Here is a 6,261-nt window from a genome sequence, read left to right as displayed (position 1 = left end):
CAACGCCCGCAGCGTCGCCATCGACGTGCTCAACAAGCGCCTTGCCGACGGCCTGGACCTGGCGCTGATCACCAAGCAGGCGCACTGGAACCTCAAGGGTCCGCAGTTCATCGGCGTCCACATGATGCTGGACGGCTTCCGCGACGAGCAGGACGACCTCACCGACAAGATGGCCGAGCGCATCACGGCCCTCGGCGGCACGGCGTTCGGCACCACCCAGGACATCACCCGCGACAGCCAGCTCGAGCCCTATCCGACCGACATCTACAAGATCGCCGACCACCTGGCGGCGCTGATCGACCGCTTCTCGGTGTATGGCAACGCCGTGCGCCAGAACATCGACGAGACCGACGAGGCGGGCGATCCCGACACGGCGGACCTGCTCACCGAGGTCAGCCGCGCGATCGACAAGCAGCTCTGGTTCCTCGAGGCGCACGTCCAGGAGCCGACCGGCGAGATCCGTGACGGCGACGGCAAGGGCGCCCGCTGACGACCTGACCGCCGCACCACGACACCGACCGGACGACAAGGCCGGGGCAGCACGCGCTGCCCCGGCCTTCCTTTTGCGCGCGTCAGGACTTCGAGCTGAGCGCCGGGCTCGTCACGGTGTCGCCGACACTGATCCCGAGCTTGGCGGTGAGACCACCCTGCAGTTCGAGCGTCGCAGCCACGGTGCCGTGGCTCTCGATGTTGGCCAGGCTGTACGGCACGGTGTTCTCGGCAATATGGCCGATCTTCCCGTCCACGCCGATGAACACCATGTCCTCAGGTACCGGGCAGTTCTTCATCCACATGGCACTCGGCTGCGGCTCCGGCCACGGGAACAGCATGCCACTATCGGCCGGGATCGAGGTGCGGAACATCAGCCCGACCTCCTGCTGGCGCGGCGTCTTTGCCACCTCGACGTTGAATTCATGCCGCTTGCCGTCCTGTCCAGTGATCACGAGCTGCTGCCGGGGCAGGGCTGGCTGGGCGGCTGTCGGCTCGGCATCCTGCGCCAGCGCCTGGCCGATCCCGCCCGCCGGCAGCAGCATCGCCAGCGCCAGTGCCGCCGGCCGCAGCCACCGTCCAATCCGTGTATCCATCACCCTCATTCCTCCAGAACGATCTCGACCAGCCGCCTGATCTCCGGCCGCACAGGACCCTCTCGCGGCGCATCTGCCAAGGAGGTGAACCAGTGCGCCGGAGGATTGCGGCCATTCCCCCGTCGGAAGGTCAGTGCCCGCAGCACCGCCTCCGCCTCCGATGTCACCCCGGGCGGCACCGGGATCCGGTTCAGCGCCGCCCAGAGCAGCGCCCAGCAGCGCCCGGTCGAGAAAGGGTTGTAGCCGCCGCCACCGGTGACGATCAGCGGCACCCCCAGCTCGGCCGCCAGGTCGCGCAGACCCGCCACGGCATCGACGAGCGCGTTGTTCGACAGCGCCAGCCGGGACAGCGGATCCTCCTCCAGCGCATCGGCGCCCGCCTGCACGAACACCGCCTGCGGCCGATGCGCGCGCACCAGCGGCAGCATGGCGTCCTGCACCAGCACCCGCATCTCGCTGTCGTTGAGGCCGCGCGGCACCGGCATGTTGCGCGCCGCCCCGCCGGCGCGGTCGCTCGCCAGGCCGGTGAATGGCCAGCGACGCTCCTCGTGCACGCTCAGCGTGAGCACCCGGTCATCCTCGGCGAAGGCATCCTGCACCGCGTCGCCGTGATGCGCGTCGAGATCGACATAGGCGATGCGCTCGAGACCGAGCTCCTGCCAGACCAGCAGCGCCAGCACGACGTCGTTCAGGTAGCAGAAGCCGGAGGGTCGATCCGGCCTGCCGTGATGGGTGCCGCCGCCGAGGCAATGCACGATGCCCCGACCGCCGGCCGTCAGCCGTGCCGCCAGCATCAGACCGCCGGCGCCGATCATCGGTCGCCGATACATCTCGGGGTAGATCGGGTTGGAGCCGACGCCGATGCCGTAGCGCTCGCGGACGTCCTCGCTGACCTGCTGCGTCGCCTCCGCGTCCTGCAGCGCCGCGACGTAGCCGGCATCGTGGAACCGCCACACCTCCGCCGGCTCGGCCATCGGCGCATCGAGATAGCGCTCCGGGTCGATCCAGCCCATCGCCCGGATCAGGTCAAGCGCCACGGTCACGCGCGGTATCGACAAGGGGTGCCAGGCGCCGAACGAGGAGTGTCGGGTGATCTCGCTGCCGATCAGCACCGGCAACCCGGCTGGATCAGGCAGCTGCATCCCGGCCACCGCCGTCCGACCCGCTCCGAACCGGACCGCCAGCCGCTACTGCAGCATGAACGGGTTGGTCCGGCGCTCGCTGCCGATGCTGGAACCGGGCCCGTGGCCACTCACGATCACCAGGTCGTCGCCCAGTGTCAGCAGCTTCGACTTCACGTTGGCGATCAGCTCCGGCCCATTGCCATACGGGAAATCTGTCCGCCCGACCGAGCCGCGGAACAGCGTGTCGCCGACCAGCCCGAAGCGCTGCGCCTCCTCGATGAACACGATATGGCCCGGCGTGTGGCCCGGCACGTGCAGCACCTTCAGCCGGCAGCCGGCGAAGTCCAGCACCTCGCCCTCCGTCAGGTAGCGATCCGGCTCGACATCGTGCATCCCGCTGATGCCCATCCCGGCCGACTGCTTGTCGATGCCGGCGAGCAGGAAGGCATCGCGCACATCCGGGCCGATCACCGGCACGCGGGTGCCGTCGGCAAGGGGCGGCAGCGCGTCGCGGAGTTCGGCCGCACCGCCGGCGTGGTCGAGATGCCCGTGCGTCAGCAGGATCGCGTCGATGGTGACGTCGTTGGCGCGCACCCGGTCCAGGATCGCCGGCACGTCGCCGCCCGGATCGACCACCACGCCGCGCCGGCTCTCCGCGTCCCACAGGATCTGGCAGTTCTGCTGGAACGGCGTGACGACAACGATCTCGATCTTTGGCGATGGCACGTTCGCGTGCTCCTCTTCGGCTCGACCGACGTTATGGCCTCTGCAGGGCCGCCAATCCAGATCGGCTCGCCCGACTCCAGCGACAAACCGGATCACCATGAACGACACCCTCTCCGCGGAGCCGAGCCCGCTGCCGGCATTCCCTCCCGAGGATCCGCTGATCCTGGCCGGTCGCTGGCATGCCGAGGGCGAGCGGGTGGCCCTGGCCACCGTCACCGAGACCTGGGGCAGTTCGCCCAGGCCCGCCGGCAGCCGTATGGCGATCACCGGATCCGGCCGCATCGCCGGCTCGGTCAGCGGCGGGTGCGTCGAATCCTCGGTGGTGGAGGCCGCCCTGGAGACGATCGCCGACCGGCAGCCACGACTGCTCTCCTTCGGGGTGAGCGACAGCAGCGCCTGGTCGGTGGGGCTCGCATGCGGCGGCACGATCCGGGTGTTCGTCGAGATGCTGGCGGCCGCGGCACCCGGCGCGGCATGACCCCCGACACCATCCAGCGCCTGTCCGATGCCAGGCGCGACCGGCAGCTGGCCGTGCTCGCCACCCGGCTTCCGGATGGCGCACAGCTGCTGTTGCTCGATGAGGATGGTCGCTACCGACCGACCACACAGCCGCCGGACCTGCCGACGGACCTGCTGATCGAAGCCGCGGCCCGGATCGCCACGTCCGATCGCAGCCGCGTCGTCGGGATCGACGGCCAGGACTGGTTCCTGCACGTGCATGCGCCGCCGCCGCGACTGCTGCTGGTGGGTGCCGTGCATATCGCCCAGGTGCTGGCGCCGCTGGCGGTCGCGGCCGGGATCGCCGTCAGCGTGATCGATCCACGCACCAGCTTTGCCACCGCCGAGCGCTTCCCCGGCATCGATCTGGTGACCGAGTGGCCGGACGACGCCCTGCGCGGGCTGCGGGTGGACCGCCACAGCGCCATCGTGACCCTGACCCACGACCCCAAGCTCGACGATCCGGCGCTCGACGTCGCCCTGGGTGGCCCCTCCTTCTATATAGGTGCGCTCGGCTCGCGGAAGACGCAGCAGGCGAGGCGGCAGCGGCTGCGCGAGGCCGGTTTCGACGATGCGGCGATCGGGCGGATCCGCGGGCCGGTCGGGCTGGCGATCGGGGCGATCGGCGCACCCGAGATCGCGCTCTCGATCCTGGCCGAGATCGTCGCGGTCCGCCGCGGCGGCGCGCTCGCCGACCGGAGCGGCTGGCAATCGTGAGCAGCCGGCAATCCTGGAGCAGGTGGCAATCGTGAGCAGGCGGCCCTCGTGAGCGCGCCGCTCCTGATCGGCGGCATCGTGCTGGCCGCGGGCGCCGGCCGGCGTGCAGCCCCATTCGACAAGCTGCTCGCCACCGACCCGGGAGGCCGGACCATGCTCGCGCGCACGCTGGCAGAGGTGTGCGGCAGCACTCTCGACGACGTGGTGCTGGTGGTCGGCCATGACCAGGACAGGATCCGCCGCGCCATCGGACCGGCGGCGGGGCCGACCCTGCTCGAGGCACCGGATCATGCGGAGGGCATCGCCGGCAGTCTGAGGGCCGGGATCGCCCATGCGACCAGGCTCGGTTGGGACGCCGCCCTCGTGTGCCTTGCCGACATGCCGCTGGTCGGCTCGGTGCTGATCAACCGTCTGCTCGAAGCCTGCCGCGATGCCACCGTCCAAGCCGATGCGCTGGTCCCGCTGGCCAGTGGGCGCCGCGGCAATCCGGTCTTGTGGAACCGGTCGATGTTCGCCGAGCTTCTGGCGCTGCGGGGCGACACCGGTGCGCGCGCGCTGCTGGAACTGTCCTCGACGCATGTGCTGTCGATCGAGACCGGCGATGCCGCGGTGCTCGAGGATTTCGACACTCCGGAGCGACTGGCCCTATTCTCCCGCGGCGCTAGACGCTGACCGGGCGGTCAGCACGCAGGACACAACCCCCTTCGAGGAGCCGAGCATGGCCAAGATCATCCGCACCGAACCGAACGCCATCATGTCAAAGGTGGTCGAGTATCACGGCTTCGTCTTCACCCAGGGCATGGTGGCCCGCGACCTGGAGCGCGATCTCAAGGGCCAGACCCGCGACATCCTGGAGCAGCTCGACAGCGTGCTGGAGGAGCATGGCACCGACAGCTCGCGCCTGCTGCAGGCGCAGATCTGGCTGAAGGACATGAACGACCGGGCCGAGTTCAACACGCTTTGGCAGGAGTGGCTGCCGGAAGGCGAGGCGCCGGCGCGTGCCTGTGTCCAGGCCGTCCTCGCCGATCCCCGCATGCTCGTCGAGGTGATGCTGATCACGACGAAATGACCCGAAGCCGGGCCGGCTGGATGCGTGATTCATGTCACGGTGATGCACGAACTGTGACAATCGTGCAACGTGATCATATCATTTCGCATCCGTGCCGGCACGGAATCGACGACGCCCCCGGACTGAGCCGCCTGATAGGACCCCTGTCCTAGAACTCGGGATGCAAGGTGTGGTTTTTCGTCGAATGACATCGTTACCGGCCGAGAGGCGACACTAGCGATTGCCAGGGTTGCATTTTCGTTGTTACCAGCTGTTCACGAGATGGTGAGGCTGGAGGACCGGATGCAGTTGACCTCGATCAAGAAGCTGGTTCAGGGAGTGGTCCTGGCGGCGTCCTGCGTGGTCCTGCTTCCCACGATTCAAGCCGATGCCCGCAGCCACCACCATGCGGGCATCCGCCACGCGGGCTACCAGCATGCGCGCCGGGCCGGCCTTCCGGTCCTCCAGTGCGTCGCGTTCGCCCGCGCCGACACCGACATCGCCCTGTCCGGCAATGCCGCCAACTGGTGGCAGAACGCCGAAGGCGTGTATGCCCGCGGCGCCGCCCCCGAGATCGGCAGCGTTCTCAACTTCCGCGCCAATGCCCGCATGCGCCTGGGCCACGTCGCGGTGGTGACCAGCGTCGTCGACAGCCGCACCATCCAGATCGACCAGTCGCACTGGAACTCGCGCGGCATCACCCGCAACGTGTCGGTGGTGGATGTGTCGGAGAACAACGATTGGACCGCGGTGCGCGTCGGCATGGGCCGCGACGACAATTACGGCAGCATCTACCCGACCTACGGCTTCATCTACGCGCGCCCGGACACCACCGGCCGGATCATCACCGCCCGCAGCGACGTCATCGTGCCGCGCCTCGGCAACCGGGCGCCGTCGGACCTGCGCGCCGGCACCGAGGTCGCCGAGATGCCGGTGATGGCGGACGGCACCAGCCTGTCCTCGTCCAGCCTGTCCGACGATGCCCCGAACCGCGACCTGCGCTGAGCGCCGGATCGTCGATAACACCACGCGCCGGTCGTATTGCCGCCGCAATGGCCGCCGA

At 69.2% G+C, this 6,261-nt stretch carries 9 protein-coding genes (1 of these 9 only partly in view); 6 read left to right on the top strand and 3 right to left on the bottom strand.

The window, feature by feature from the left end; all coding sequences use genetic code 11:
* On the top strand, positions 1–490 hold the 3' portion of the coding sequence (dps, locus tag ACOEQ2_RS14365; RefSeq protein WP_419728651.1) for a DNA starvation/stationary phase protection protein Dps. The gene continues 47 nt to the left of window position 1, outside the view; only the last 490 of its 537 coding nucleotides appear in the window; the start codon falls outside the window, past its left edge; it ends in the stop codon at positions 488–490.
* 82 nt (positions 491–572) lie between these two features.
* Here dps and ACOEQ2_RS14360 read toward each other — a convergent pair whose 3' ends face one another.
* From ACOEQ2_RS14360 to ACOEQ2_RS14350, 3 genes are read right to left on the bottom strand one after another with little or no spacing between them, the layout of a single operon-like run.
* Positions 573–1,085, bottom strand: coding sequence for a DUF192 domain-containing protein (locus ACOEQ2_RS14360; protein WP_419728650.1), 513 nt, complete (start codon positions 1,083–1,085; stop codon positions 573–575).
* 5 nt (positions 1,086–1,090) lie between these two features.
* Positions 1,091–2,227: an acetoin utilization protein AcuC gene (locus ACOEQ2_RS14355; protein WP_419728649.1), complete on the bottom strand. Its 1,137-nt coding sequence runs from the start codon at positions 2,225–2,227 to the stop codon at positions 1,091–1,093.
* A 45-nt stretch (positions 2,228–2,272) separates the two neighbouring features.
* Entirely contained in the window at positions 2,273–2,935 is a 663-nt protein-coding gene (locus ACOEQ2_RS14350; RefSeq protein ID WP_419728648.1) for an MBL fold metallo-hydrolase, read from the bottom strand.
* Between the two features lie 97 nt (positions 2,936–3,032).
* Between ACOEQ2_RS14350 and ACOEQ2_RS14345 the strand changes: the two genes are divergently transcribed.
* The 5 genes from ACOEQ2_RS14345 to ACOEQ2_RS14325 all read left to right on the top strand — a co-directional run bounded on the left by ACOEQ2_RS14345 (position 3,033) and on the right by ACOEQ2_RS14325 (position 6,203).
* Complete coding sequence (locus ACOEQ2_RS14345; RefSeq protein WP_419728647.1) at positions 3,033–3,413, top strand: XdhC family protein; 381 nt, start codon at positions 3,033–3,035, stop codon at positions 3,411–3,413.
* A complete protein-coding gene (locus ACOEQ2_RS14340; RefSeq protein WP_419728646.1) occupies positions 3,410–4,150 on the top strand; it encodes an XdhC family protein in 741 nt (246 codons plus the stop codon). The genes ACOEQ2_RS14345 and ACOEQ2_RS14340 overlap by 4 nt, the downstream gene beginning before the upstream one ends.
* A 48-nt stretch (positions 4,151–4,198) precedes the next feature.
* Positions 4,199–4,822, top strand: coding sequence for a nucleotidyltransferase family protein (locus ACOEQ2_RS14335; RefSeq protein ID WP_419728645.1), 624 nt, complete (start codon positions 4,199–4,201; stop codon positions 4,820–4,822).
* Positions 4,823–4,868: 46 nt separating this feature from the next.
* Positions 4,869–5,219, top strand: coding sequence for a RidA family protein (locus ACOEQ2_RS14330; protein WP_419728644.1), 351 nt, complete (start codon positions 4,869–4,871; stop codon positions 5,217–5,219).
* 282 nt (positions 5,220–5,501) lie between these two features.
* Positions 5,502–6,203 carry a CHAP domain-containing protein gene (locus ACOEQ2_RS14325; protein ID WP_419728643.1) on the top strand — a complete coding sequence of 234 codons (702 nt, stop codon included), beginning with the start codon at positions 5,502–5,504 and terminating at the stop codon, positions 6,201–6,203.
* Positions 6,204–6,261: the final 58 nt, after the last annotated feature.

The organism is Lichenicola sp. (assembly GCF_965198575.1).
Taxonomy (GTDB): domain Bacteria; phylum Pseudomonadota; class Alphaproteobacteria; order Acetobacterales; family Acetobacteraceae; genus Lichenicola.
This window is presented reverse-complemented; position numbering and strand designations above follow the sequence as displayed.

What these genes read in the sequence shown, in the direction of transcription:
- ACOEQ2_RS14360 (WP_419728650.1), bottom strand. Translation starts at nt 1,085, where the DNA reads ATGGATACACGGATTGGACGGTGGCTGCGGCCGGCGGCACTGGCGCTG.
- ACOEQ2_RS14355 (WP_419728649.1), bottom strand. Translation starts at nt 2,227, where the DNA reads ATGCAGCTGCCTGATCCAGCCGGGTTGCCGGTGCTGATCGGCAGCGAG.
- ACOEQ2_RS14345 (WP_419728647.1), top strand. Translation starts at nt 3,033, where the DNA reads ATGAACGACACCCTCTCCGCGGAGCCGAGCCCGCTGCCGGCATTCCCT.
- ACOEQ2_RS14340 (WP_419728646.1), top strand. Translation starts at nt 3,410, where the DNA reads ATGACCCCCGACACCATCCAGCGCCTGTCCGATGCCAGGCGCGACCGG.
- ACOEQ2_RS14330 (WP_419728644.1), top strand. Translation starts at nt 4,869, where the DNA reads ATGGCCAAGATCATCCGCACCGAACCGAACGCCATCATGTCAAAGGTG.
- ACOEQ2_RS14325 (WP_419728643.1), top strand. Translation starts at nt 5,502, where the DNA reads ATGCAGTTGACCTCGATCAAGAAGCTGGTTCAGGGAGTGGTCCTGGCG.